Source organism: Bradyrhizobium sp. 2S1, from assembly GCF_011516625.5.
Classification (GTDB): Bacteria; Pseudomonadota; Alphaproteobacteria; order Rhizobiales; family Xanthobacteraceae; genus Bradyrhizobium; species Bradyrhizobium septentrionale.
Map to the genome: position 1 here is coordinate 9,042,835 of NZ_CP147717.1, position 23,822 is coordinate 9,066,656.

General features: G+C 65.1%; 25 protein-coding genes. 19 read left to right on the forward strand and 6 right to left on the reverse strand.

What is annotated here, in order from left to right:
• The first annotated feature begins 90 nt into the window (after positions 1–90).
• Genes HAP54_RS43245 through HAP54_RS43270 form a run of 6 tightly spaced genes read left to right on the forward strand, consistent with a single transcriptional unit; the run spans position 91 to position 7,385 of the window.
• Positions 91–1,629, forward strand: a complete 1,539-nt coding sequence (locus tag HAP54_RS43245; RefSeq protein WP_166297467.1) for a sugar ABC transporter ATP-binding protein — start codon at positions 91–93, stop codon at positions 1,627–1,629.
• On the forward strand, positions 1,626–2,642 hold the full coding sequence (locus tag HAP54_RS43250) for an ABC transporter permease (protein WP_166297469.1): 1,017 nt from the start codon (positions 1,626–1,628) through the stop codon (positions 2,640–2,642). Before HAP54_RS43245 ends, HAP54_RS43250 begins: the two co-directional genes overlap by 4 nt.
• Positions 2,635–3,648, forward strand: coding sequence for an ABC transporter permease (locus tag HAP54_RS43255; protein WP_166297471.1), 1,014 nt, complete (start codon positions 2,635–2,637; stop codon positions 3,646–3,648). The genes HAP54_RS43250 and HAP54_RS43255 overlap by 8 nt, the downstream gene beginning before the upstream one ends.
• Positions 3,645–4,520, forward strand: coding sequence for an FAD binding domain-containing protein (locus HAP54_RS43260; RefSeq protein WP_166297473.1), 876 nt, complete (start codon positions 3,645–3,647; stop codon positions 4,518–4,520). The genes HAP54_RS43255 and HAP54_RS43260 overlap by 4 nt, the downstream gene beginning before the upstream one ends.
• A gap of 4 nt (positions 4,521–4,524) precedes the next feature.
• Positions 4,525–5,001, forward strand: a complete 477-nt coding sequence (locus HAP54_RS43265; RefSeq protein ID WP_248114362.1) for a (2Fe-2S)-binding protein — start codon at positions 4,525–4,527, stop codon at positions 4,999–5,001.
• Positions 5,002–5,015: 14 nt separating this feature from the next.
• A complete protein-coding gene (locus HAP54_RS43270; RefSeq protein ID WP_166297475.1) occupies positions 5,016–7,385 on the forward strand; it encodes a xanthine dehydrogenase family protein molybdopterin-binding subunit in 2,370 nt (789 codons plus the stop codon).
• 51 nt (positions 7,386–7,436) lie between these two features.
• Here HAP54_RS43270 and HAP54_RS43275 read toward each other — a convergent pair whose 3' ends face one another.
• Entirely contained in the window at positions 7,437–8,171 is a 735-nt protein-coding gene (locus HAP54_RS43275) for an IclR family transcriptional regulator (protein ID WP_166297477.1), read from the reverse strand.
• A gap of 91 nt (positions 8,172–8,262) precedes the next feature.
• On the opposite strand from HAP54_RS43275, the gene HAP54_RS43280 reads away from it, so the two are divergent.
• The 9 genes from HAP54_RS43280 (at position 8,263) to HAP54_RS43320 (ending at position 16,684) form a co-directional block, all read left to right on the forward strand.
• Positions 8,263–8,943 carry an RraA family protein gene (locus HAP54_RS43280; protein WP_166307003.1) on the forward strand — a complete coding sequence of 227 codons (681 nt, stop codon included), beginning with the start codon at positions 8,263–8,265 and terminating at the stop codon, positions 8,941–8,943.
• A 2-nt stretch (positions 8,944–8,945) separates the two neighbouring features.
• On the forward strand, positions 8,946–10,208 hold the full coding sequence (locus HAP54_RS43285; protein ID WP_166297479.1) for a 3-isopropylmalate dehydratase large subunit: 1,263 nt from the start codon (positions 8,946–8,948) through the stop codon (positions 10,206–10,208).
• Positions 10,205–10,702: an alpha-IPM isomerase gene (locus HAP54_RS43290; protein ID WP_166297481.1), complete on the forward strand. Its 498-nt coding sequence runs from the start codon at positions 10,205–10,207 to the stop codon at positions 10,700–10,702. The genes HAP54_RS43285 and HAP54_RS43290 overlap by 4 nt, the downstream gene beginning before the upstream one ends.
• A gap of 223 nt (positions 10,703–10,925) precedes the next feature.
• Positions 10,926–11,876 carry a pyridoxal-phosphate-dependent aminotransferase family protein gene (locus HAP54_RS43295; RefSeq protein WP_166297483.1) on the forward strand — a complete coding sequence of 317 codons (951 nt, stop codon included), beginning with the start codon at positions 10,926–10,928 and terminating at the stop codon, positions 11,874–11,876.
• A 31-nt stretch (positions 11,877–11,907) separates the two neighbouring features.
• Positions 11,908–12,915: an extracellular solute-binding protein gene (locus HAP54_RS43300; protein ID WP_166297485.1), complete on the forward strand. Its 1,008-nt coding sequence runs from the start codon at positions 11,908–11,910 to the stop codon at positions 12,913–12,915.
• A 4-nt stretch (positions 12,916–12,919) separates the two neighbouring features.
• Positions 12,920–13,981 carry an ABC transporter ATP-binding protein gene (locus HAP54_RS43305; protein ID WP_166297487.1) on the forward strand — a complete coding sequence of 354 codons (1,062 nt, stop codon included), beginning with the start codon at positions 12,920–12,922 and terminating at the stop codon, positions 13,979–13,981.
• On the forward strand, positions 13,978–14,727 hold the full coding sequence (locus tag HAP54_RS43310) for an ABC transporter permease (RefSeq protein ID WP_166297489.1): 750 nt from the start codon (positions 13,978–13,980) through the stop codon (positions 14,725–14,727). Before HAP54_RS43305 ends, HAP54_RS43310 begins: the two co-directional genes overlap by 4 nt.
• Entirely contained in the window at positions 14,718–15,611 is an 894-nt protein-coding gene (locus HAP54_RS43315; RefSeq protein ID WP_166297491.1) for an ABC transporter permease, read from the forward strand. Before HAP54_RS43310 ends, HAP54_RS43315 begins: the two co-directional genes overlap by 10 nt.
• 17 nt (positions 15,612–15,628) lie before the next feature.
• On the forward strand, positions 15,629–16,684 hold the full coding sequence (locus tag HAP54_RS43320; RefSeq protein WP_166297493.1) for a threonine aldolase family protein: 1,056 nt from the start codon (positions 15,629–15,631) through the stop codon (positions 16,682–16,684).
• Positions 16,685–16,734: 50 nt separating this feature from the next.
• Here HAP54_RS43320 and HAP54_RS43325 read toward each other — a convergent pair whose 3' ends face one another.
• Together HAP54_RS43325 and HAP54_RS43330 are read right to left on the reverse strand one after the other, a co-directional pair.
• Positions 16,735–17,091, reverse strand: coding sequence for a DUF6616 family protein (locus tag HAP54_RS43325; protein WP_166297494.1), 357 nt, complete (start codon positions 17,089–17,091; stop codon positions 16,735–16,737).
• Between the two features lie 53 nt (positions 17,092–17,144).
• The gene (locus HAP54_RS43330) at positions 17,145–17,834 is read right to left on the reverse strand and encodes a DJ-1/PfpI family protein (protein ID WP_166297496.1); all 690 of its coding nucleotides are present in this window, start codon (positions 17,832–17,834) and stop codon (positions 17,145–17,147) included.
• A 149-nt stretch (positions 17,835–17,983) separates the two neighbouring features.
• On the opposite strand from HAP54_RS43330, the gene HAP54_RS43335 reads away from it, so the two are divergent.
• Complete coding sequence (locus HAP54_RS43335; protein ID WP_175619309.1) at positions 17,984–19,012, forward strand: GlxA family transcriptional regulator; 1,029 nt, start codon at positions 17,984–17,986, stop codon at positions 19,010–19,012.
• A 15-nt stretch (positions 19,013–19,027) separates the two neighbouring features.
• On the opposite strand, the gene HAP54_RS43340 is transcribed toward HAP54_RS43335, so the two are convergent.
• Positions 19,028–19,891 (reverse strand): LysR family transcriptional regulator, encoded by an 864-nt coding sequence (locus HAP54_RS43340; protein ID WP_166297500.1) that lies wholly within the window; start codon positions 19,889–19,891, stop codon positions 19,028–19,030.
• A 134-nt stretch (positions 19,892–20,025) separates the two neighbouring features.
• Here HAP54_RS43340 and HAP54_RS43345 point away from each other — a divergent pair, with 134 nt between their 5' ends.
• The 3 genes from HAP54_RS43345 (at position 20,026) to HAP54_RS43355 (ending at position 21,777) form a co-directional block, all read left to right on the forward strand.
• A complete protein-coding gene (locus HAP54_RS43345; protein ID WP_166297502.1) occupies positions 20,026–20,895 on the forward strand; it encodes an SDR family NAD(P)-dependent oxidoreductase in 870 nt (289 codons plus the stop codon).
• 114 nt (positions 20,896–21,009) lie between these two features.
• Positions 21,010–21,393, forward strand: a complete 384-nt coding sequence (locus HAP54_RS43350) for a nuclear transport factor 2 family protein (protein ID WP_224741536.1) — start codon at positions 21,010–21,012, stop codon at positions 21,391–21,393.
• 15 nt (positions 21,394–21,408) lie between these two features.
• Positions 21,409–21,777, forward strand: coding sequence for a nuclear transport factor 2 family protein (locus tag HAP54_RS43355; protein ID WP_210297460.1), 369 nt, complete (start codon positions 21,409–21,411; stop codon positions 21,775–21,777).
• 204 nt (positions 21,778–21,981) lie between these two features.
• Here HAP54_RS43355 and HAP54_RS43360 read toward each other — a convergent pair whose 3' ends face one another.
• Positions 21,982–22,983 carry a DMT family transporter gene (locus tag HAP54_RS43360; RefSeq protein ID WP_166297504.1) on the reverse strand — a complete coding sequence of 334 codons (1,002 nt, stop codon included), beginning with the start codon at positions 22,981–22,983 and terminating at the stop codon, positions 21,982–21,984.
• Between the two features lie 15 nt (positions 22,984–22,998).
• Entirely contained in the window at positions 22,999–23,730 is a 732-nt protein-coding gene (locus tag HAP54_RS43365) for an NAD-dependent epimerase/dehydratase family protein (protein ID WP_166297506.1), read from the reverse strand.
• Positions 23,731–23,822 lie beyond the last annotated feature (92 nt).

Here is a 23,822-nt window from a genome sequence, read left to right on the forward strand (position 1 = left end):
AGCAAGTAAGCGCCAAGTAAGCCCCGGCAACGCATCGCGGGCGGGAGCAAGATGCTCTCGCCTGCTTGCCGGACCTGCACGGAGAAGGAGATGGATGCCGACATCGACTTAAACCGGACCGAGCCCCTGCTCGCATTACGGGGCATCTCGAAGCGATTCGCTTGCGTCCGGGCGCTTGATCGGGTCGATCTCGATGTCCGCGCCGGCGAGTTGCACGTCTTGTTCGGCGAGAACGGTGCCGGCAAATCGACTTTGATCAACGTGGTGTCGGGCACCGTTGCCGCCGATGAAGGCACGTTCCATTTCGGCGGCGAAGAGATCCGCCATCTCACGCCGCAGCGGGCGCGCGCCATCGGCATCAGCCCGGTGTTCCAGGAATTTTCGCTGGTTCCCAGCCTCACGGTGGAAGAGAATCTGTTCCTCGGTCGCGAGGTCTCGAACGCCGGCGTTTTGCGTGCGCGGGAGATGCGCAAGCGCGCGACGGCGCTGATCGACGAGCTCGGCTTCGACCTCGATCCCACGCAGCGGGTCGACGATCTCTCGCGCGCGCACCAGCAGATGGCGGAGATCGCCAAGGCGCTGCTCGGCCGGGTGCGGCTGTTGATCCTCGACGAGCCGACCGCTTCGCTGACCGAGCGGGAGACCGGACGGCTGTTCGAATTGATTGCCCGGCTGAAGCGCCAGAATGTCGGGCTGATCTACGTCTCGCACCGCATGCGCGAGATCCGCGCGCTCGCCGATCGCGTGACCGTGCTGCGCGACGGCCGCCATATCCGCACCCTCGAGGCTGCCTCCTCGACGGATGGCGAGCTGGTCGAGCTGATGACCGGCCGCAAGATCGACCTGTTGTTTCCGGCGATCACGCACCAACCCGACAAGGTGATGGTCGATGTCGAAAACCTGACGCTCGCCGACGGCAGCGTTCGCGACGTGAACTTCTACGCCCAGGCCGGCGAGATCACGGGCATTGCGGGCCTCGTCGGCTGCGGCAAATCGGAGTTGATCCGGGCGATCTATGGACTTGCGCCGATTGCCTCGGGCGTGGTCCGCCTCGACGGCCTGCCTTACGAATTTCCGGCGCCGCGGCGCAGCCTGAAACATGGCGTCGCCTATTTCCCCGCCAACCGGATCGCCGAAGGGCTGGCGCTGTCGCGCCCGATCCGCGAGAACGCATCGATGACCGCACTCGACCTGCCCGCCTTCGCCCGCTTCGGCATGCTGCGACAGGCCGCGGAGCGCGTCACCATCGCCGGCATCATGGAGCGGTTGCAGCTCAGGCCGCCCAATATCGAGCGCATCGCCGGTGCGCTGTCCGGCGGCAACCGTCAGAAAGTGATGCTCGGCCGCGCCCTGACCCGCGAGCTGACCGTATTCCTGTTCGACGAGCCGAGCGTCGGCATCGACGTCGGCGCGAAGCTCGAAGTCTACGAGTTCATGAAACGCCTCGTCGAGGCTGGTGCCGCGGTGATTGTGGTGTCGTCCGAACTGCCGGAAGTGCTGGCGCTGTCGAACCGGCTCTACGTCATGCACCACGGCCGGATCGCTGCCGAGCTGAAGGGCGCCGAGAAGACCGAGCAGAACGTGCTTGCGAGCTTCTTCAGGGATCACCTCACGGCGGAGGTCGCATGAACACGGCCCTCGCCGCCTCCCGACTGCAGACATCGATCGGCCTTCGATCGATCGCCGGGCGGATCGGCTTCCTGCCGGCGCTTCTGGTGGCACTCGTTGCCGGCATGTCGGCGATTGATCCGCAGTTCTACGGCATCATCAATATCCTCAACATCCTGCGGAACGCGTCGTTTCTGGCCATCGTCGCCTGCGGCCAGGCGCTGGTAATCATCGCAGGCGGTTTCGACCTCTCGGTCGGCGCCGTCGTTGCACTGGCGAGCGTGGTGACCGCCAAAACCATGGCGGTCACGGCGGCGGCGTTTCCCGGCAACAACGCCCTCATCATCGCAAGCGGCGTCGCTGCCGGGCTCGGCTGCGGGCTGGTGGTCGGGCTGGTCAACGGCTTCTGCGTCGCGAAGCTCAAGGTCTCCGGCTTCGTGGTCACGCTGGGCACGATGTCAGCGACCGCAGGCGTCGGCCTCATGATCACGAGTGGCATCCCGGTCTACGGCATGCCGGAAGTCTTCGTGAAGGGGTTTGGGCGCGCCCAGGTGTTCGGCCTGCCGACCGCGGTCTATATCGCGCTCGCCGTCATCGCCGTCATGGTGTTCGTGCAACGGCGCACGCTGTTCGGCCGCTACGTCTATGCGATCGGCGGCAATGTCGACGCCGCCGTGGTGTCGGGCGTCTCGGTCCAGCGCCACATCGTCGGCACCTATGTCGTGTCCAGCGTACTCGCCGCACTCGCCGGAATCCTGCTCACCGCGCAGGTCGGCTCCGGCCAGGCAAGCTTTGGCGGCGACCGCATGATGTTGCAGTCGATCGCCGCCGCCGTGATCGGCGGCGTCAGCCTGCGCGGCGGTGTCGGCCGGATCGAGATCGTCGCCATCAGCGCGCTGTTCCTGACCATCCTCGGCAACGCGCTCAATTTGCTGCACATCGATTCCCGCCTGCAGCCGGTGTTCCTCGGCGTCATCATGGTCGCTGCCGTGGCGCTGGACGAACTCAGCCGACGGAGCAAATCCCGTGTCTGACGTCGAACTGTCCGTCGCCGCCAAGGATACGAGCCTTGCAAAGAGGCTGCCGGCCCAGTGGCTCTGGCGCGCGATGCTGCCGATTGCGCTGGTCATTCTGCTGCTCGGCTTTGCCGCGGTCGACGGCCGCGTGCTCTCGCCCGCCAATTTGCTCAACATCGCGCAGCAGACCAGCTACCTCGCGCTGTTCGCGATGGCGCAGACCGTGGTGATCCTGACCCGCGGCTTCGACCTCGCCCTTGGCCCCACGGTGTCGATGGTCAGCGTCGGCACTGCGCTGGCGATGGCAGGCGCCACGGCAGCGGGGCATGACACGACCGCGGTGCTGCTCGCCGGGCTCGCGGCCGGTTTCGGCCTTGGCATCGCCTGCGGCCTGTTCAACGGCGTTGTGATCGCGCTGCTCGGCGTCAACCCCTTCGTTGCGACGCTTGGCAGTTACAACATCGCGATTGGTGTCGCGACTACGCTGTCGGCGGGACGACCGGTGCAAGGCGTGCCAAGCCTGTTCTCGCAGCTCTTCTATGGCGGCAGCGTCTTCGGCATCCCCGCCGCCATCACAATCACGATCGCGGTCGGGCTCGTGCTGCATCTGACCCTGGTGCGCACCGTGTTCGGCCGCTCGCTCTACATCATCGGCACCAACCCGCGCGCCGCGGCGGTGGCGGGCTTGCCGGTGAAGCGAATCCTGACCCTGACCTATGTGCTGTGCTCGGTGCTCGCCGCGCTTGGCGCCATCATGATGACGGCGCGCACCGGCTCCGGCGAGCCGAATCTCGGTGGCTCACTGTCGCTGCAGGCGATCGCCGGCGCCGTGGTCGGCGGGACGAGCCTCGCAGGTGGCCGCGGCGGCGTCGGCACTGCGGTGCTCGGCGCCCTGTTCGTCACCATCCTGTCCAATGGCATGAACCTCACCCGCATCGATGGCTACGTCCAGATGGTCGTGCTCGGCGCGATCGTCATCATCGGCGTGCTGCTCGATCGCCTGCGACAGGAGCGAAGCCAATGACGGCCGGGTCTCACTTGCAAGACGATCGGACAGCATCGATCTACGTTGCCCCCTCATTGCCGGCGGCGCTCGATGCGCTGGCCGACTACGGCGCTGCCGGAGCCCCCTTTGCCGGCGGCACCTGGATCATGCGGTCACCGATCCGGCACGAACCGCTCAGGCCGCATTATGTCGCGATCGGCAAGATCGGCGAACTCAGTGCGATCCGGATCGGTAAGGATTCCATCGAGTTCGGCGCGGCGGTGACGCATGCCGCGCTGGCAGCCGCATTGGCCGGCCTCCCGGAATTCGGCGTGCTCGCAGCGGCGGCCGGCAGCTCAGCCAACCCGGCCATTCGGGCGTTGGCAACGGTCGGTGGCAATCTGTCGACGACGGATTTCTACGCCGCCGATTGCGTGCCGGCGCTGCTCTGTCTCGATGCCGCCGTCGAAGTTGCGAGCCGTGACGCGAGCGAGCGCATGAGCCTGGTCGACTTCCTCAAGCTGCGATCGACATTGGCGCCCGGCCAATTGCTCACCAGGATCATCGTGCCCCGGACAGAACGCAGGACCGCGCATGCCCGCCTGCCGCTGCGCAAATCGGGTGACTATCCCGTGGCGATCGTCAGCCTCTCCGTGAATGTCGATACCGCCAGCCATGTCCAGGCGGTCCGGATCGCCGTCGGTTCCGTCGAACAAACCCCGCGCCGCTGGGGGCGGCTCGAAGCTGCCTTGCTTGGCGCAGTGCTCGATCCCGCGCGGGTGGCCGATATCGCCGCAGGGCTGACGGCGGAGTTCACCGGCCGGGACAGCGTCGAGGTTCCGCCCTGGTATCGCGTGAGCGTGCTGCCGAGCCTGGTGCGCCGCGCGGCTGCCGTCGCGCGTGGCGAATGAAACGATGATGGAGGCAGCGGGCATGGTCTTCACCCTGAGCGTCAACGGCGACCGCCTCGCCACGACCGCCAATCCCGTCACGCCTCTCGTCGACGTCCTGCGCGAGGAGTTTCACCTGACCGGCGCCAAGCCGGTCTGCCGCGAAGGTTTCTGCGGCGCCTGCATGGTGCTGGTCGACGGCAAGCCCGCGCCCTCATGCCTGATGCCGGTGGCGCTCGCAGAGGATTGCGAGATCCGCACGGTCGAAGGCCTCGCCGGCGGCGGCGCGCTCAACCCGATCCAGCAGGCGCTCGAGACCTGCGATGCCGTTCAGTGCGGCATGTGTTTTCCCGGCATGATGGTGACCCTGACGCATCTTCTGACGACCACACCAGGCGCAACGCGCGACGACATCCGCGCGGCGCTGACCGGCAACATCTGCCGTTGTACCGGATATGAACGGATTATCGACGCCGCCATGCTGGCGCTCGCGGCGACTTGATGGGAGGCGCAGCGATGGCCGATGTTTCAGCGACCATGGATCTCCGGCGCCGCGATGCAAGCGACAAGCTGCGCGGCCGCACCCGCTATACCATCGATCGTTACTTGCCCGGCATGCTGCACGCGGCGGTGCTGCGCGCCAGCGTTCCCGCGGGGCGTATCGTTCGTCTCGACACCGCAAAGGCTACGCGCATGCCCGGCGTGCATGCCGTCGTGACGGCCGCCGACGCTCCCGGCAAGATCGGCATCGGCATCGCCGATCATCCATTGTTCGCGCGCGAGGTGATCCGCTACGACGGCGAGCCGCTGGCCGCGGTGGCCGCCAGCACGTTCGCCCAGGCGCAGGCCGCGCTTGCCGCAATCGAAGTCGAGATCGCACCGCTGCCGGCCGTGCTCACCATGTCCGAAGCGCTTGTGCCCGAAGCGCCGCTCGTTCATCCCGATTGGCGCGAGCATGAGATCCTGCTCGAAGGCGGCGCACGCTCGGGCAACGTCGCCTGGGAGGCGACCGTGGTCCGCGGCGATGTCGATGGCGCCTTCGCGCGCACCGACGTCGAGATCGTCGAAAGCACGTTCCGCGTCGGGCGCCAGAACCATGTCGCCTTCGAGCCGCGCGCGGTCGTCGCGGACTATGAGGACGGACGTTTCCATATCGAGACATCGACCCAGGTCCCGTGGACCGTCCGCAATGCGACCGCGCGACTACTGGGTGTTCCCGCATCGCAGGTGCGGGTCACGGTGCCGCCGGTCGGTGGCGGCTTCGGCCTCAAATTCGATCTTGCGATTGAACCATTCGCCGCGCTTCTCGCCCGCGCCAGCGGACGGCCGGTGCGGCTGGTCAACTCGCGCGAGGAGGAAATGCTGACCTGCCTGTTCCGCGAGAATGCCGAGATCCGCATCCGGTCGGCCGTGACACGCGACGGCGAGATCGTCGGACGCGAGGCCGTCGTGCTGATGGACTGCGGAGCATATGGCGGCGAACAGATCTTCCTGACCACCATGACCGCGCACACGCTCGGTGGCAACTACCGGCTCGGTTCGGTGCGGCTGGTCTCGCGTGCGGTCTACACCAACACTGCGCCGAACGGCGCGTTCCGCTGCTGCAACGGCGTCTACAACACCTTCGCACTGGAGCGGCACACCGACGAGATCGCGCAACGCATCGGCATGGATCCGCTTGTCTTCCGCCGCCGCAATGTGCTCGGCGACGGCGATCTCGGCGCCACCGGCCAGGTGTTCGAGGGCGACGTGCTCGGCCCGATGCTGGAGCGGATGGACACGCTGCGGGATCCGGCCGCACCGCCGCGCGCGCTTGCAGATGGTCGGCTCTATGGCCGCGCCACCACGGTCGGCACCTGGTTCGTCTTTGTCGGTCCGTCAGCGGCGACCGTGAACATGAATGCCGATGGCACGGCGACGCTGGTGACGTCGGGCGTCGAGATCGGCTCGGGCTCGATGATGCAGAGCCTGCCCCAGATCGTCGCCAGCACGCTCGGCATCCCGCCTGAAACCGTGATCGTGCGCACCGCCGACACCGACGCCGCCGGCTATGATGTCGGCGTGGGCGGCGGCCGTACCACGGTCTCGCTCGGCGCCGCGAGCCTGTCGGCCGCGCAGGAGGTCCGCGCCAAGCTGCTCAAGGTCGCCTCCGACTTGATCGAAGCCGCGCCAGACGACCTCGTGATGCGCGAGGGGCGGATCGAGATCGCCGGCGCGCCGGGGTCCGGCCGCACGATCGCCGAGGTCGCGGCGCGCGCCCAGGCGCAGATCGGCCCGATCTCCGGCACCGGCGCCTTCACCGGAGCCGGCGTACAGGCGATGCCGGGATGCGTTGCCGGTCACTTCATCGGCGCGATCGACATCCCGATCTTCGCGGTCCATGACTGCGAGGTCGCCGTCGACGCAGAAACCGGCCATGTCGAGGTGCTCGCCTATCGCGTCGTCCAGGATGTCGGCCGCGCGCTGAATCCGCGCGCGATCCATGGCCAGATCCAGGGCGGCGTCGTGCAGGGACTTGGCTACGCCCTGCACGAGGAGGTGACGATCGGCGCCAACGGCCGGGTCTGTCAGAACGGCTTCGAGACTTACCGCGTACCGTTGGCGCAGGACGTCGTTCCGGTCGAGATCAGCCTCTACGAGGGCGCGCCGTCGATCGGACCTCTCGGCACCAAGGGCGCGGGCGAGGTCCCGATCCTGAATGTCGGTGCGGCCGTGGCATGTGCGGTGGCAAATGCGACGGGAAAGCGCGTCCAGGAATTGCCGCTGACGCCGCCGCGCGTGCTCGAGCTGCTGCTCGACCGCAAACAGGACGTCGCGCTGACGCACATCGCAGCGGCCTGGGCGGACAATCTCGTCCGCCCTCACAACCCATCGGATCGCTCTTGAAAACTGAGTGAGCGCCAACGCGCGGCGTCAGGTTCGATCCAACGAGCGGCGTTACGGAGAGACTGTTTCCGCCGATGGCAGGCTGATGATCCGCAGCGCGCCCACCTCCCGGGGCAATGGCGCACCGAGCACAAGTGAGAGCTGATGCGATGCGTCGGTGAGGCGGGACGCCAGCGCCTGCAGGTCGGCCCGGCGGATGCGTTCGATGGGGCCGCTCACCGTCATCGCACCCATCAGCGCGCCGTCGTGTCCGAAGACGGCGGTGGAGAGCGAGGCCGTCACGGCGTCGTAGACTCCCGAACTGACGAACACATGCACACCGTCATTCATGCGATCCGCAAAGTGGGCCGTCTGCAGCACCTGTCCCGTCGAGGTCAAATCGAGCGGTGCGAGATTTGTCGGCCGCGCGACATCGCGCACGAGCTGGGGCGAATCCACCCGAAACAGGCAGAGCCGGCTATCGCGTTCGCGCACGTGGAACGCGCTGCTCTCCAACGTTTCCTGGCTTAGCCGCTGAAGCACCGGCAGCACATGCTGTTCGAGATTGAAATTGGCCCGATAGGTGGTGCCGAGCTGGAACGTCTTTGCACCGAGCGCGTAGCGGCCGTCGCTGAGGCGGACGACGTAGCCGGCCTCATCCAGCGACACCAGCGAGCGCATCACGGTCGGCTTCGCCAAACCCGTGATCCTGGCGATGTCGGCCAGGCTGCGCGACCCGGCTCCAGCGAAGGTATCCAGGATCGCCAGCGCACGTTGCACGGCGGCGACCCCCTGCGTCTTGGGCATCGAAATCCCCTGTCCTGCCGATTCCGGGTTGACCTCGGCGCGTCGCCATTACACTATGCGTAACGGCGTTCCATTTTCAATGGGGTTCGGTATGGCCGTAGGGTTCAAGATCCTTTCCCGCAGGCGCGTGGTCGCAGGCGAATTGGTCGAGCGCGCCCGCGCCCTTCCGGTCGCCAATATCAGTGATGTGATGTCACGCATGACCTCGGGCGGCGCCGCGCTCCGGCCGATGCATGCGGCCGGCGGCATGGCCGGTCCCGCTCTGACCGTGAAGACCCGTCCCGGCGACAATCTGATGGTCCACAAGGCGCTCGACATGGCGGTCGCCGGCGACGTCATCGTGGTCGATGCCGGTGGCGACCTCAGCAACGCAATCTTCGGCGAGATGATGCTCGCGCAGGCGGCCCGGCGCGGCGTCGCCGGCATCGTTGTCCATGGTGCGATCCGTGATGCCGCCGCCATCCGCGCGAACCGCCTTCCCGTGTTCGCCGCGGGTGTCACCCATCGCGGTCCCTATAAGGACGGTCCGGGTGAGATCAACGGACCGATCGCGATCGGCGGCATGGTCATCCAGTCCGGCGATTTGGTGTTGGGCGACGACGATGGCGTGCTCGCCGTCGCCATCGATGATTGCCGAGCGGTGATCGAGGCCGCCGAAGCCAAGCAGGCCGCCGAGACCAAGCAAATGGCGGCGATCGAAGCCGGTACGCTCGATCGTAGCTGGGTCGACGCCTCGCTCCGCCGTCTCGGTTGCGAGATGCCAGAGGTCTAGCGATGGCCGGGCGCACGATCTCCGAGAAGATCCTCGCTCGAAAATCCGGGCAGGATGCGCGCGCCGGGGACCTCGTGGTCTGCGAAGTCGATTGCGCGCTCGGCACCGACGGTTCGGTCCCGATGGCGCTCGACTATTTCAAGGCGATGGGCGGGAAGAGCGTACGCGATCCCACGCGACTGGTGTTTACGCTCGACCACTATGTGCCGCCGACGAGCCCGCAGACGATCGAACTGCACCGCGTGATCCGAGACTTCGCCAAGCGGTTCGATGTCACACTGCATGAGGCCGGCGAAGGCATCGGCCACCAGCTCATCGTCGAGACGGGCCGCGCGCTGCCGGGCGGCTTGGTCGTCGGAGCCGACAGCCACGCCGTGACCTACGGGGCGCTGAATTGCTTTGCGACCGGGATCGGCTCATCCGATCTCGCCGCCATCATGCTGTGCGGCCGGATCTGGTTGCGGGTGCCGGATTCGATCCGCGTCGTTCTGGCCGGACAACTGCCGAGCGGCGTCTACGCGAAGGATATCGCATTGGCGCTCGCGGGCGTGCTCGGCGCTGACGGTGCCGCCTATCAGGCACTCGAATTCGCGGGACCGGGTGTCGCCACGCTCGCACTGGAGGACCGCCTCGTCCTGAGCAATCTTGCGGTCGAGATGGGAGCGAAGACCGGCATCTTCCCGGCCGACGTTGAAACCGTCGCCTATCTGCAGGGCCGCACCGGCCAGGCTTTCGAGCCGGTCGCAGCGGATCCGGATGCGCGCTACAGCCGGACCGTGGAGATCGCGCTCGACGCCCTGACGCCACAGATCGCGTTGCCGCATCTGGTGGATCAGGTGGTGGCGCTCGAGGATGCGGCCGGCACGCCGGTGCAGATGGTCTATCTCGGCACCTGCACCGGCGGCAGGTTACGCGATTTCCATCAGGCCCTCGCCGTGCTCGAGGCGGGTGGAGGCGTCGCGCCCGGCGTGCAGCTCGTGGTCACGCCGGCATCGCGCGAGGTCCGCGACGCCATGGCGGCCGATGGCACGCTCGACGCCATGGTCGGCTTCGGCGCGACCGTGGTCGAGCCGGGCTGCGGCTCCTGCTGCGGGACCTGCGGGGTGATCCCCGGCGACGGGGTTTCGGTGATCTCGACCGCCAACCGCAACTTCAAGGGCCGCATGGGCAACGCCAAGGCATCGATCTACCTCGCCTCGCCGGCCGCCTGCGCAGCCGCCGCGACACGCGGTGTCGTGACCGATCCGCGCAAGGTGTCGCGATGACAGTTTTGCGAGGGCGCGCGCGACTGGTTGGCGACGACGTCAACACCGACTCCATCATCAGCTCGACCCGCAAGCGCGAGAGCCTCGACCCCGCCGTTCTCAGGCAATTCCTGTTCGAGCATGTCGACCCGGCCTTCGCGGCCTCAGTGCAGCCCGGAGACATCCTGGTGGCGGGCAAGAATTTTGGTTGCGGCTCGGCCATGGAAGTCGCCGTCACGACCGTGCTCGGGGCTGGCATTCCAGCAGTGATGGCGCGAAGCTTCTCACGCACCTACTACCGCAACGCCATCAACAACGGCCTGCTGCCGCTCGTCTGCGATACCGGCGAGATTCGCGAGGGCGACATCCTGAGCTCCGACGGCACCGGCGCGATCCGCAACGAACGCAGCGGCGAGACGCTCAGCCCGGAACCGCTGCCGCCGATCATGCTGGCGATCCTGCGCGCGGGCGGCCTCGTTCCCTACATGCGTCAGAACGGTGACTTCAAACTATGACCACCACAGATACTCGTTCCGCCATCGCCTCGACGGGCTACCGTCTCAGGCTTCCCGGTCCGACCGAAGTGCCCGAGCGGGTGCGCCAGGCGATGGCTCGAGTGATGGTCAACCATCGCGGTCCCGAATGCCGGACTGCGATCGGCGAGGCGGAGGAGATGATCCGCCCGATTCTGGGCACGACGAACCACGTCCTGTTCTTTGCCAGCTCCGGACCGGCGTCATGGAGGCCGCGCTCGTCAACGTGGCCGGACCGGGCAGCCGGATCCTCGTGATCGAGCATGGTCAATTCGGTGAGCGTTTCACCACGATCGCCAAGGCCATGAACATCACCGTCGACACGGTCGCGATCGAGTGGGGCCAGCCGATCGATACCGCCGCGGTGGAGGCTCAGTTGCGCGAGCACGCCTATCGCGCCGTCGTCGTCGTGCACAATGAGAGCTCGACCGGGATCGTGGCCGATCTCGCGGCGCTCGGCGCGCTTATGCGCGACCGGCCAACGCTGCTCATCGCAGATTCCGTCAGCGGTCTCGGCGGCATCGAGATGCGGCAGGACGAATGGGGCGTCGACATCGTGGTCTCGGCCTCGCAAAAGGCCTTGATGTGCCCGCCCGGCCTCGCACTTGCCAGCGTGAGCGCCAAGGCGTGGCGCGTGATCGGGCAGGACGAAGGGCGATCCGTGTTCTATTGGGATTTCCGTCGCGCGCTGAAATCCGCGGAGCAGAACGAGACCCCGTTCACGGCGCCGGTCAGCCATATCTATGGCCTGCGTGAGGCCTTGACGATGATGCATGAGGAAGGCTTCCCCAATGTACTCGCGCGCCACAAGAAGCTTTCGGGCGCGCTGCGCGCCGGCGGCGCGGCGCTCGGGCTTGCAGATTTTTGCCGCGAAGAGCCGCGCTCGAGCACGGTCGTGGTCTTCAAGGTCCCCGACGGGCACGAAGGCGGAGCCATCGTGCGACAGCTCTACCAGGATCACCGCACGGTGATCGCAGGCGCCCGCAACCGTCTGTCAGGCCGCGTCATCCGGTTTGGCACGATGGGTGCTTTGAGCGCGGGGACCATTTTGACCGACCTTCTGCATCTCGAAGACGCACTCACGAAACTCGGCCTGCCGATCGAGCCCGGCGCCGGGCTCAAGTCGGCCACCGAGTACCTCGTCGCAACCACATGAGCAACCGCTGAACCTGCAAGGGCGAACCACGATGAGATCTCCTGCCCCCATCCTCGCCCGAGTCGTGACGCTCGCGGCATCGCTGTTCGCGGCTGGGCTGGCCTCGGCCCAGCAGAGCGTCGTGCTCTATTCGGCCAACGACGACACCGTGAACAAGCTTGTCGCCGAAGGCTTCGCCAAGGCGACAGGAATTAAAGTCGACGTGGTCTCGACCGGATCAGGTGTGCTGGTGCGCCGCGTCGCCTCCGAGGCCGCCAATCCGCAGGGCGACGTGATCTGGGGTGTCAGTGCGACGCTGCTGCGGCTGGCGAGCCCGCACCTTCAGGCTTACCCAGCCAAGGGCCGCGACGCCGTTCCGGCCCAATTCCGTGACCCAAACGACCTTTGGCTCGGTACCAACATCCAGGTCGTTGTGATCGGCCAGAACACCAAGGCGATCGACAAGGCCAGCGGGCCCAAAGCGTGGGCCGACCTCCTCGATCCGAAATGGAAGGGCAAGCTCGCCTTTACCGACCCGGTCAATTCCGGATTCTCATATGCGGCCGCGACCACGCTTCTCTCGCTGTGGGGCGCTGATGACGCAGCCTGGACCAAGATGGACGGGCTGCTTGCGAATGCGAAGGTGCTCAACCGCTCGACCCAGGTGTTCGACGGGATCGGCAGCGGCGAATATCCGCTTGGCATCACGCTCGAATATGCCGGCTTTCTGTGGGCCCATAATGGTGCACCGGTGAGCGTCGCCTATCCGGCCGAGGGCACATATGCGGGCGTCGAGGGCGCAGCCGTCCTGAAAGGCGGACCGAACCCGGAGCCTGCCAAACGGCTGGTCGACTATCTGGCCAGCAAGGAAGTCCAGGAAATGCTGCTGAAAGCGACCTTCCGGCGCCCTGCCCGTCAGGATATCGAGCTCGAGGCAGTCGCACCCGGGATGCTGCCCTTCTCGGCGATCAAGGTGCTGCCCTATGACGACGTCAAATGGGAAGCAGCCCGGCGCGACACGCTCGCGCGGCTGAAGACCACGATCCAGAACACGCGCTGATCCGATGACCAGGATCCGGATTGAAAACCTGACCCGCACCTTCGGCGCGGTGCGGGCCGTGGACGACATCTCGCTTGACATCAAGCATGGCGAGCTGTTCACGCTGCTTGGGCCTTCGGGCTGCGGGAAGACGACGCTGCTGCGCATGATCGCAGGCTTCGTCGATATCGAATCCGGCTCCATTTCGTTCGACGACCGGCGCATCGATGCTCTGCCCGCGCATCGCCGCGACACCGGCATGGTGTTTCAGAACTACGCGATCTTCCCGAACCACACCGTCGCCGAAAACGTGGCCTACGGGCTGAAGGCCAGGAAGGTCCCGGTTGCCGAGATCGCATCGCGCGTCGACAAGGCGCTCGAGCGGGTACGCCTTGCAGGCTACGCTCCCCGCTCGCCACACCAGCTCTCCGGTGGTCAGCTGCAACGGGTGGCAATCGCCCGCGCGCTCGTGATCGAACCCGCCGTACTGCTGTTCGACGAGCCCCTGTCCAATCTCGACGCGCAGCTGCGCACCGAAATGCGGATCGAGGTCCGACAGCTGCAGCAGGCGCTCGGTCTGACTGCGATCTACGTGACGCACGATCAGGAGGAGGCACTCGCCATCTCTGACCGCATCGCCGTCTTGCGTCACGGCAAGATCGAGCAAGTGGACACGCCGGAGCGCATCTATCGGATGCCGCAGACCGCCTTCGTCGCCGAGTTCCTCGGCTCGACCAATATGGTGCCGGGTATCGCGGGAGCTTTCGACGGCCGCAACACCAATGTCGCGGCAGCAGGAACGGAGTTCTCAGTCAGAGGCGAAGTCGCAACGCCAGGTGCACCGGTGTTGCTGTCGGTCAGGCCGGAGGCCTTGCGGCTGGGCGACGGCTCCGGTGGCCCGCTTGTGCAAGCGCGTCTGGCGCTGCGCGAATTTCTCGGCCCAATGCAGCGTCTCCACGCACCCCTGCCGGACGGCACCCAGATTCGGATCGCGGCGCTCGGCGGCCAGGCGCTCGATGTCTCGCCCGGCGCGCCGCTCACCCTTGCCTACGACCCTGCCCAGATCACGGCGTATCCGGCGCCATGAAACGCTTTGCCACCATCGTGACGCTGGCGGCCCTGGTGCTGCTCGCGGTGTTTCTGCTCTACCCGCTGGCGCTCGTCCTGGATGCCAGCGTACGGGTCGACGGCACCGGCAGCCTGACGCTTGGGAACTATGCGGCGATTGTGAAGAGCCGCTACTATCTCGGCATCGGCAACAGTCTGTTCTGCGCCGCGCTCGCGACGGCCTTCGCATGCGCGATCGGCATCCCGCTCGCCTTCTGTCTTGCCCGCATCGACATACCGGGCCGCGCGCTGCTGCTGACGCTTGCGTCCCTGCCGCTGGTGCTGCCCTCGTTCGTCAGCGCCTATGCGCTGGTGCTGCTGTTCGGCCATGCCGGCGTCGTCACCACCGCATTGCGCGGGATCGGCATCCCGATCGGCTCGATCTATGGCGTGCCCGGCATCGTCATCGTGTTCACGTTGACGCTCTATCCCTACGTCGTCATGCCCGTGCTGGCCGGTTTCCAGGCCGTCGACGCCTCGATGGAGGAGGCAGCGTGCAATCTCGGCGGTTCACGGCCCTATGTGATCCGCACCGTGCTGCTGCCGATCGTGATGCCGGCGATCCTTGCCGGCGGACTGTTGGTGTTCATTGAGGCGCTGGAGAATTTCGGCGTGCCGGCCGTGCTGGCGGAGGACCGGCCGTTCCTGGCCGTCGACATCTTCAAGCTCTTCGCCGGCGAATCCGACGCCAACCCGGCCGCGGTGGCGCGCTCAGCGTGCTCCTGATCGCCTGCACGGCGCTCGCGCTTCTCGTGCAACGGCACTATCTCGGCAAGCGCCGTTTCTCGACCAATGCGCGCAGCGCGCCCGCGAAATTGCCGCTGACGCCGGGACTGCGGCTCGTGGCCACGGTCGTGAGTTGGGGCATCGTGATCGCCTCGCTGCTGCCTTTCGCGGCGGTACTGATGATCTCCCTCCTCCGCTTCCGCGGCCCCGTCCTGACCTGGGAGTTCGGATTGGGCAATTACGCGACCCTGCTGTCGGGCTCCTATCGGCCGCTAATCAACACGCTGACGCTCGCCAGCATCGCGGCCGTCGCCACCATGCTGATCGGCGCGCCGATCGGCTATGTCGTGGCCCGGCACCGCTCCCGCCTGTCGGGGTTGCTCGACTTCGTCGGCATGGTGCCGTTCGCGGTGTCGGGCACGATCCTGGCGATTGGGCTCATCATCGCGTTCAACAGCGGTCCTTTGGTTCTGACGGGCGGCTGGCTGATCCTGGTCATCGCCTATGTCGTGCGCAAATTGCCCTTCGCGATCCGGTCGTCCTCGGCAATCGTGCATCAGCTCGATCCCTCGCTCGAGGAAGCCTCGATCAATCTCGGGGTCTCGCCGGCCAAAACCTTCGCGACGCTGACGGTGCCGTTGATGGCGAGCGGCCTTGTCGGCGGGCTGGTGCTGGTCTGGATCACCGCGGCATCCGAGTTGAGCGCGACCATTGTGCTCTATGCGAGCGGCTGGGTCACCACGACCGTCGTGATGTACCATGCGATCGAGGGCACCGGCGCGGGTCTCGCGGCCGCCGCGGCCGCGGTGCTCATCCTGGTCACCGCAATCCCGTTGCTTCTGATCAACCGGCGCATCAACAAGCAGGAAACGACGGTGATATGACGGCAGGACAGGACGGCATGAACGAAGCAGCCCGGACGCTCGCGAATTTCCGCAGCGACAATGTCGCGCCGGTCAGCCCCGAGATCCTGCGGGCGATCGCTGAGGTCAATCGCGGCCCGGCCGCCGCTTATGGCGACGACGATTATTCGAAGTTGTTGAATGCGCGTTTCTCGGAGCTGTTCGAGACCGAGGTCACCGTATTCCCGGTCTCGACCGGCACGGCGGCCAATGCCTTGTCACTCGCGAGCTGCGTGCGCCCCTATGGCGCCATCTATTGTCACGAAGAGGCGCATATCCATACCGCGGAAGGCGGCGCCACCGAAGCCTTCACCGGCGGCGCAAAGCTCGTCGCCATGTCCGGCCGGAACTTTCGGATCGAACCGTCGAGCCTGCGCGAGGCGCTGGGCCGGGCGGCCTGGGGAGTCCGCAACCGCTCGCAGCCCGATGCGGTGTCGATCACTCAGGCCAGCGAATATGGGACGATCTACTCCCTCGCCGAGATCGCCGAGATCGGAGCCATCGCCCACGACCGGAATCTGTCGCTGCACATGGACGGCGCCCGGTTCGCCAACGCGCTGGCGCGGCTCGGCTGCAGCCCGGCCGACATGACCTGGCGCGCCGGCGTCGACATTCTGTCGTTCGGGGCGACCAAGAACGGGGCGATGTCGGCGGATGCGATCGTGGTGTTCGACCAGGATCTCGTCGAACCCCTGTCCTATCGGCTTCGCCGTGCCGGCCAGACCTTCTCAAAGATGCGCTTCGCGTCTGCGCAGCTGCTCGCTTACATCGAGGATCGCCTTTATCTACGGCTCGCGGCCAAGGCCAATGCCGTAGCCGCCCGCCTTGGAGCGGGTCTTGCCGCGCTGCCCGACGTGCGGCTGGTTGCCCCGGTGGAGGCCAATCTGGTTTTCGTCAACCTGCCCGCTTTGGCCATCGACCGGCTCGCGGCGAACGGGTTGCAATTCGCGCGACGCGGCCATGACGTGATCCGGTTCGTGGCCCGCTTCGACAGCACCGAACAGGAGGCTGACGAGGTCATCGCACTCGTCCATCGCGCGATCTCGGGAAGCTGAGAGCGATTATTCCGTATTCTCTTATTCTGACGACGGATGCCCGGCCTGCGTCAGGACGAAGCTGGTCGAACCATCCTGGCATTTCCGAGCAGCACGGCTTCAAAGTCGTCCGCGTCACCGCTGACATTCACTTGCTCGAAGTATTCGTACCAGCCCGACGCGGCGACCTGCCGCTCAAATTTGCGCTGAAAATCGACGTTTGGTACACGATAGACGCAAAAGAAATCGTACGGAGCACGACGATCGGTCGCGGGAGAGTTCAAGCCATAGGCGACGACCTCGACACCAGCGGACTTCAGACCTTTGACCGCCTCGGCCACTTTCGTCACGAAATCGGTTCTCTCGCTTTCGGGACATTTGGCCCAGGCGGGACGGTAGTTATAGAGCTCGATGAAGATTTGCTGCATGACGCGCATCCTTCTGAAGAACAACGGTTACACCACAGACTATCCGCAACCTTCTAGAGCCTTCCCATCGTCAGGCAGCGGGCTCTCACGCCCTCCAGCTCTTGAACCGGCATCAGCTGCTTCACGATTTCTGTCGTGTGAGCCAATGTTGCAGGATCGGCCAATTCGGGACGCCCGGTTCCGAAAGGAGGTTGCGGCGCGTACTCAAATGACAACTCGGCGACGCGGCCGACGGCCTCTCCGGCGATTTGGCCGATCATGGCAAGGCCGAAATCGATCCCCGCAGTCATGCCGCCGCCCGTCGCACGGTTGCGGTCGATGACGTACCTGGCGTCGGTCGGAATTGCGCCGAACAGAGCGAGATGCTCCCGCGTGTACCAGTAGGAGGCCGCCTTGTATCCCTTCAGGAGTCCGGCCGCGCCAAGCAACAGCGAGCCGTTGCACACGCTTGTGATCCACGTGGCGCGACTACCGACACCGGCGATGAAGTCGAGGGTCCGGTCGTCCTGCAGCTGCTTGAAAAGAGAGAGTGTGTTGCCAGGGACGAACAGGATGTCCGGATCCTTCCAGCAACTTCCAAAATCCTCCGTCGCCTGCACGCTGACACCGGCGTCGGAATCGACGATGCCCTTGTCCTGCCACACGATCTGCGAGGAGAATCCCGGAAGCATCATGAAGGCCTGCATCGGACCGGCCAGGTCGATGAATTTGAAGCCAGGAAAAGCAAGCGCCAGTACCTTCATCGCTACCTCGTTCGCCTGAATTTGTGAATTCGCGTTGAAATCCCGCGCAAGCTAGCTGAGAATGCCCATGTCAGAAATGACATATAAACGGCAAATCCTGCCATCCGGGCCAGTGCCGGTTCTGCGCAATGTCCGCTGTAGGGAATCTCATGTCCGCGGAGATCAACCGACGTGTTTCGGTCCTGGTGTTCCCGGGCTTCGAGTTGCTGGACCTGAGCGGTCCCCTATGCGCCTTCAATCTGGCGTCGGAGATTCATCGTGCTCCTTATCGGATCGAGGCGATTTCCGTTCATGGCGGCACAATCACGAGCGCATCGGGTGTGCCGATCCATACCTTGAAGGCTTCGCGAGGCAGATCCGTTGACACACTCCTGATCGTGGGAGGCGCCCCCGACAGCGCCGTCGACGGTGATGCCGACACCGTCGCGCTGATCGGGAAGTTGGCTCCACGGGCGAGGCGCGTGGCGAGCGTGTGCACGGGAGCCTACCTGCTGGCCGCCGCCGGCCTGCTCGACGGGCGATCGGTTACGACCCATTGGCGATATGCCGCCGGGTTGCAAAGGCGGTTTCCGCGCGTGCGCGTCGATGCGGACAAGATATTCGTGAGGGATGGCAACGTCTGGACCTCGGCGGGGATCACGTCGGGCATCGATTTGACGCTCGCGTTGATCGAGGACGATTTCGGGATCGAGGTATCGAAGGCCGTTGCAAGGGACATGGTGGTCTATCATCGCAGATCGGGCGGACAATCGCAGTTTTCGACGTTGCTTGAACTGGAGCCCTCATCCGATCGCGTCAGGGATGCATTGAATTTTGCGCGCGAGCACCTGCACGAACCGCTTCCCGTCGACCGCATGGCCGCGGCTGCCCGGATCAGCGCACGGCAGTTTGCCCGTCTTTTTCTGAAGGAGACCGGAGATACGCCCGCCCGGGTCGTGGAGCGGCTGCGTGCCGAAGCGGCGCTTCCGCGCATTCAGGAGGGAACGGAGCCGATCGACATCGTTGCCCGCAAGGTCGGCTTTGGAGACAAGGACCGCATGCGGCGCGCCTTCCTGCGGATCTACGGCCAACCGCCTCGCGCGCTCAGGCGTGCGACGGCGATTTCGAAAGCCGCGTCCCTCCCCGACTCCCGTGATCCCCTTGGTTCTCGAGCACCAAGGCGAAGCCGCACCAAATAGGACAACAAAAGCCCGCTATCCGAAGTGCTCGATCAGCAACTCGGTGAGGACTCGGACTTTTCGAGCGGGGTGCTGCCCCGGCGGCCGGACGACAAACACTCCGGCTGTGGGCGGAGGATAGCGCGTCATCACCGGAGTAAGGGCGCCGGAAGCCAAATAGTCCTCGACGAGGCATTGCGGAAGCCAGGCAATACCGAGCCCTGCTACAGCGGCGACGGCGAGAGCAGTGCCGTTGTCCGCCTTGAACCGCCCCTGCGGATGAATGGAGATTGTTTTGTCCCCGTCGATGAACTGCCAGGTTTCCGTGCCCTGCATGAGCGCCTGATGCGTGAGTAGCTCATCCGGCGTCTCGGGAGCGCCATGCTCCCTGATGTAATCCGGGCTCGCGACGAGGGCACCATGGATTGGTCCGACGCGCCGCGCCATCAGGATTGAATCGCTGAGATAGCCAACGCGTACGGCGCAGTCGAAGCCCTCCCCGACAAGGTCCACGAAGCGATCACTGTAACACGTGTGCACGTGAAGCAGCGGATGGCGCCGCGCCAGTTCCGCAAAAGCCGGCGCCAACAGCGTTGGGCCGAAGGTCAGCGGCGCTGCAACGCGCAGGCGGCCCCGCAGGTCCCCGGCGGGCAGGATCGTCTCCCGCGCGACATCGATTTCGGCGCAGACCCGAGCGGCGTGGTCACGGAACGTGACGCCGGCCTCAGTCAGTGCAGCGCCGCGAGTTGTCCGTGCGAGAAGCTGGACGCCCAGTTCAGCTTCCAGCCGGAACAGCCGCCGGCTCACGATCGACTTCGAGACGCCGAGCCGGCGTGCGGCCGGCGACACTCCGGCGGCATCGGCCACTTCGACAAAAGTCCGCAGGTCTTCGATATCCATTGTCGGCGTTCCGCTTTCCGCGACACTGCTAGGCAGATCGCGAGGCTAGCGCATCGCGCTTCGGAACGACACCATAAACCCGGTGAGAGCGGACAACGCCGCGCACACGCACCGCCTGCTGAAACGGAGATCATATGCCGAGCCCTTCTGAACATTCGCGTCGCTCCGCCGCAGTCACCGGCGCGGGCGGCGGCCTCGGCCGCGATATCGCGCTCGGACTTGCCGCCAAGGGCTATATCGTTTTTGGCACGGCCATGTCCGGCGCAGAGGTCCAGGATTTGAAGGACGCCTCCGGCGGGCGTGTGAGCTTGACCGTCTCCGACATGACCAAAGAGCAGGCCGTGAAGGCCTGGGCGGGCGGCGTGTCCGACGCGCTCGGCGCTTCCGGCCTTGATCTCCTGATCAACAATGCGGGCATCCTGACCCCGGGCCCGATTGAGGTTCTGCCGCTCGACGCCATCCGGCGCGAGTTCGACGTCAACGTGTTCGGGGCTCTGTCGGTCATGAACGCTTTCCTGCCGGCGCTGCGGACGGCACGCGGCCGCATCGTCCAGGTCAGTACTTGGACGGCGAGCGTTCCGCTTCCCTTCAACGGGCCGTCAGGCGCGTCGAAGGCGGCGATGGAGGTGTTTGCGGCTGTTTACCGCGCCGAACTGAAGTCCTTTGGTGTCGACGTCGTCGTGGCGGCTGCGGGCAACATGAGGACCGGCGGCCCCGCCAAAACGGCGGCGGCGCTCGCACGTGTTGCCGACGACATGACGGCCGAACAACGCGGACTGTACGGAGAGTCCTTCAACACGTTCGCAACCACACTCAATGGCATGCAGAGCAGCGGGCTCGATTCCGTCCTGGCGGCCAGGCGCGTAATCGAACTCGCCGAGCAGGTGCCCGCACCAAGTCGCGCGCCGGTCGGCGCGGACGCCGATGAGATGCTCCGAGCCGCTCGCGAGAAATCCGACGATGAACTGGATACGCTCCGCCTTCAGATCGTCGGCCTCGGCTAGGGCCATCCGGCCAATCCACTTTTCGCAAGAGGAGTTACCCATGATCGAGCTGTTTGATTCCGATGACAGCCGCGCCGTTCGCAACAAGGCCAGCATCCTTAGTTCTATGATCTGGTGATCAACCAGAAGAAGTCGGAGGAGTTCGTCGCCGAGTTCATCAGCCCCGCCTACGTCCAGCACAACCCGCTCATTGCAAACGGCCCGGTGGCGCTGGGGCAGTTCTTCGGCCAGATCACCCGGGAACGCGCCAAGGCGCGCGTCGTCGTCCACAAGATCATCGCTGTCGGCGACTATGTGTGGGCTCACGTGAATTTTCTGAATCTGTTCAACGACGATCCAAACGATACGGGGATCGCCGGCGTCGACATCTACAAGATGGATGCCGACGGAAAGGCCATAGAGCATTGGGACACCTTGCAGCTCGTCGGTGACCCGAAAAACTCGGCTCCGTGGCTCGCGCCGAACGTGTCGCGCGCCAACCCTAACGGCATGTTCTGAACAGGAGGGTCAGCTATGAGCGACACACTTGGTCCTCTGATGCAAAGGAACCTGCACGAAGTATTCGGGCAGCCAGATTCCGCGCGCCGAGCGGTCGCAATCGCCGAGATCTACACTGCGAATTGCACGTTCTTTGAAGCGGGGGAACGAATCGTTGGCCGCGACGCTCTGAACGCGAAGATCGAGCGTATTCTCCAGGACGCTCCCGGATTTGTGTTTCGCGCGACGGGATCTGCCGAGGTGAACCACGATCTCGGCCGCTTGCGGTGGTATCTCGGACCGGCCGGATCTCCGCCTGTCGTCACAGGCATGGACGTCGCGATCTTCGAGCACGGGAGAATTCGGGCGCTGTACACCTTTCTCGACAAGCCTGCGAGCGATTGAGCCGGCCCGGGCGCCGGCTTCTTCACCACGGCGACACTGCGATTTACGGGCTGAAAACACCGGCAAATTTGGAAAGGCATTCAGCCCGGTTGCCGAAATGACTTCAACAGTTGTCGGAATGAGATCGAGAACTCGCGCCAAATCACTGAAATTGCTTGGAGCGGGTGAAGGGACCCTCGTATTCAGCTTGGAAGTCTCAAAGAACTATAGTGTTTTCAAAGGTCGCTCTGACATTTTCGGCGTTTTTGGCCCATCGAGATCACTACAAAGTTTCTCGTTGTCAGAATGGCGTTTGCGAGCCCCATGGCCTCCACTGGCAATGTAGACACCGCCCGAAATCAGCAGCATTGCGATCCAGTCGATTGTTGCCGGCCGTTCGCCGAGGATCGGGATGGCCAACAGCGTCGTCATGACCGGGGACAGGGCCGCGAACGCCGAGCCGTTCGAAGCGCCAAGAATGCTCACCGCGCCTCCGTAAAGCCAGAACGAAATCACCGGCGTTAGAACTCCCTGAACCAAGGCCTGCAGCGCGACGTCACGCCAGGGCGCGTTGAAGAGAGTGGTCCCGGAAATGATGGCGTATACCGGCACGTAAGTGACCAATGACCCGACCGCTGCAATAGCAGCAGCGTGAAGCCCTTCCAATCTCGCTTTCCGCATGGCCACGGTGTAGCAGGCCCACAACATGCCCGCAGCGATGAACAGGGCGTGGCCGATGTTCTGCCGTGATCCGATCGTACCGCCCGCGCCCCAAACGATGCCGAGGACGCCGATAACGATCAGGGCGAGCCCGATCCGCTTGGCGACGGTGAAGGCCTCATCCAGCACGACGGCGGCCAGGATCGCAACAAGTACGGGTATCAGAGCGGTGTACAGAGACGCGGCGTGTGCCGCCGGTGCGAATAGCAGACCAGCGTAGGACACCAACACCATCGGTGCCCCACCGCCCAGCACAATCGCTGCTAGTCCGACGCCCCCCAGGCGGTCGACGGCAAGGCCCTTCCTTACCAGATGCGGCAGCAAGATCGATCCAGCGACACCGAAACGAATTGCCGTGATGTCCCAGGGTGTGAGGCTTGTCTTGAGCCCAAGCCGCGCGGCCACGATCCATGACGCCCAGATGCTCACGGCCGCAAGGCCGTAAAGCGAGCCGCGCACGTAGTCGGAGGCTGTTGGTTTCGACAAGGGATAAACCTTCCGCGGCATGCGTCTGCGCCACGCTCAGGCGGTCACAAGTGAGCGTTGGCGAGACGAGCTCATCGGAACACGGCCTCCACCATGACGGGCTCTGGTGTAAGGCCCTCCCAGATGGTGGCGATGTGCAGGCCGGGCGTGGGTCTGATGCGCGACATGGCGCCGAGACCGTGGAGCCACCAGCGAACGCCATACAAGCTCACCAAGGTCACGGTAACTCACCCAGGTGCTGAGCTGACGAACGTTTGTCGGTTTGTCCAGCGCAGACCCGATCCGGATGCAAACCGATTCGATTCCGTGCTTGTCCCAGAACAGGCGCGCGACGGCCTCACCGAAGACCTTGCTGGCGCCATATAGGGTGTCGGGGCGAGGCAAAGCCGATGCATCCACCGATTGCTCAACCGGATAAAACCCAACGACATGGTTGGTGCTGCCAAAGACAACCCGCTTCACGCCCGCCGCATGAGCCGCAGCGAAGACGTTATAGGTTGCGATGAGATTGGCTGACGCAATCTGTTCGATTGGCGCTTCACGCGGGATTCCCGCCATGTGGACGATCGCGTCAACACCGGCGACGACGGATCGTGCTGCGAGCGGGTCCGAAAGGTCGCAGCGCACCGTCTCCTCGCCGTCCCGGGGCGGGTCGAGAGCGAGAATGTCGGTGCTGCGCAACCGGATAGGCGGGCGCAGAAACTCCCGCAGTCGAAGGCCAATTTTTCCGGCTGCTCCGGTCAACAACACGGTCCCGAAAGACGACATGATGATGCTCCTTCGCGGCTGCCTATTAGCACCAAGGCGATCAACCACGCGAAGAAGGTCGCAGACTAGCCGCAACCTGTCAACCATACGGA

Coding starts and splice junctions, on each gene's coding strand:
- HAP54_RS43340 (WP_166297500.1), bottom strand. CDS start 19,891: ATGGATATCGAAGACCTGCGGACTTTTGTCGAAGTGGCCGATGCCGCC.
- HAP54_RS43265 (WP_248114362.1), top strand. CDS start 4,525: ATGATGGAGGCAGCGGGCATGGTCTTCACCCTGAGCGTCAACGGCGAC.
- HAP54_RS43290 (WP_166297481.1), top strand. CDS start 10,205: ATGACAGTTTTGCGAGGGCGCGCGCGACTGGTTGGCGACGACGTCAAC.
- HAP54_RS43245 (WP_166297467.1), top strand. CDS start 91: ATGGATGCCGACATCGACTTAAACCGGACCGAGCCCCTGCTCGCATTA.
- HAP54_RS43345 (WP_166297502.1), top strand. CDS start 20,026: ATGCCGAGCCCTTCTGAACATTCGCGTCGCTCCGCCGCAGTCACCGGC.
- HAP54_RS43330 (WP_166297496.1), bottom strand. CDS start 17,834: ATGAAGGTACTGGCGCTTGCTTTTCCTGGCTTCAAATTCATCGACCTG.
- HAP54_RS43285 (WP_166297479.1), top strand. CDS start 8,946: ATGGCCGGGCGCACGATCTCCGAGAAGATCCTCGCTCGAAAATCCGGG.
- HAP54_RS43295 (WP_166297483.1), top strand. CDS start 10,926: ATGGAGGCCGCGCTCGTCAACGTGGCCGGACCGGGCAGCCGGATCCTC.
- HAP54_RS43260 (WP_166297473.1), top strand. CDS start 3,645: ATGACGGCCGGGTCTCACTTGCAAGACGATCGGACAGCATCGATCTAC.
- HAP54_RS43355 (WP_210297460.1), top strand. CDS start 21,409: ATGAGCGACACACTTGGTCCTCTGATGCAAAGGAACCTGCACGAAGTA.
- HAP54_RS43300 (WP_166297485.1), top strand. CDS start 11,908: ATGAGATCTCCTGCCCCCATCCTCGCCCGAGTCGTGACGCTCGCGGCA.
- HAP54_RS43280 (WP_166307003.1), top strand. CDS start 8,263: ATGGCCGTAGGGTTCAAGATCCTTTCCCGCAGGCGCGTGGTCGCAGGC.
- HAP54_RS43320 (WP_166297493.1), top strand. CDS start 15,629: ATGAACGAAGCAGCCCGGACGCTCGCGAATTTCCGCAGCGACAATGTC.
- HAP54_RS43310 (WP_166297489.1), top strand. CDS start 13,978: ATGAAACGCTTTGCCACCATCGTGACGCTGGCGGCCCTGGTGCTGCTC.
- HAP54_RS43270 (WP_166297475.1), top strand. CDS start 5,016: ATGGCCGATGTTTCAGCGACCATGGATCTCCGGCGCCGCGATGCAAGC.
- HAP54_RS43275 (WP_166297477.1), bottom strand. CDS start 8,171: ATGCCCAAGACGCAGGGGGTCGCCGCCGTGCAACGTGCGCTGGCGATC.
- HAP54_RS43365 (WP_166297506.1), bottom strand. CDS start 23,730: ATGTCGTCTTTCGGGACCGTGTTGTTGACCGGAGCAGCCGGAAAAATT.
- HAP54_RS43325 (WP_166297494.1), bottom strand. CDS start 17,091: ATGCAGCAAATCTTCATCGAGCTCTATAACTACCGTCCCGCCTGGGCC.
- HAP54_RS43305 (WP_166297487.1), top strand. CDS start 12,920: ATGACCAGGATCCGGATTGAAAACCTGACCCGCACCTTCGGCGCGGTG.
- HAP54_RS43335 (WP_175619309.1), top strand. CDS start 17,984: ATGTCCGCGGAGATCAACCGACGTGTTTCGGTCCTGGTGTTCCCGGGC.
- HAP54_RS43250 (WP_166297469.1), top strand. CDS start 1,626: ATGAACACGGCCCTCGCCGCCTCCCGACTGCAGACATCGATCGGCCTT.
- HAP54_RS43360 (WP_166297504.1), bottom strand. CDS start 22,983: ATGCCGCGGAAGGTTTATCCCTTGTCGAAACCAACAGCCTCCGACTAC.